General features: G+C 30.7%; 1 protein-coding gene. It reads left to right on the forward strand.

The features are described from left to right. On the forward strand, positions 1–243 hold a 243-nt coding region (locus AC1DWA_RS33545; protein WP_477917834.1), incomplete at its 5' end, for a hypothetical protein. Positions 244–420: the final 177 nt, after the last annotated feature.

Consider the following 420-nt stretch of genomic DNA (forward strand, 5'->3'; position numbering starts at 1 on the left):
GTATATATTCCTGAGAATTATGAAAGTTCATGTCTAGGTGCTATGGTACTTGCTTTGTATAGCTTCAATGAAGTAATTAGTCTATCAGTTGTTTCCGCAATGATTGGAAATAGCTATTATCATCAGCCGAATAAAGAAGAAGTGGCTTGCTATAATGAATTGAAACTCATCTATTCACGCATAGCAAAAAATATTACTACAGACTCCGAAGAATTAGTTGATTTTCAAAAAAAGTGGTCTTAAAAGTTGAAAAATGTGAAATTAGAGTTTAATAAAGTATAAAATTCAAAATTTTTATCGAATCATATACTGTGAATTATTAGGAGGAATAATATGACTTGGTTAAAAGATATCATTGGTACTGAAAAACCCATTATTGCGATGTGCCATTTTCTTCCATTGCCAGGTGATCCTTATTTC

The organism is Rhodococcus sp. P4_F3_2, from assembly GCF_056401335.1.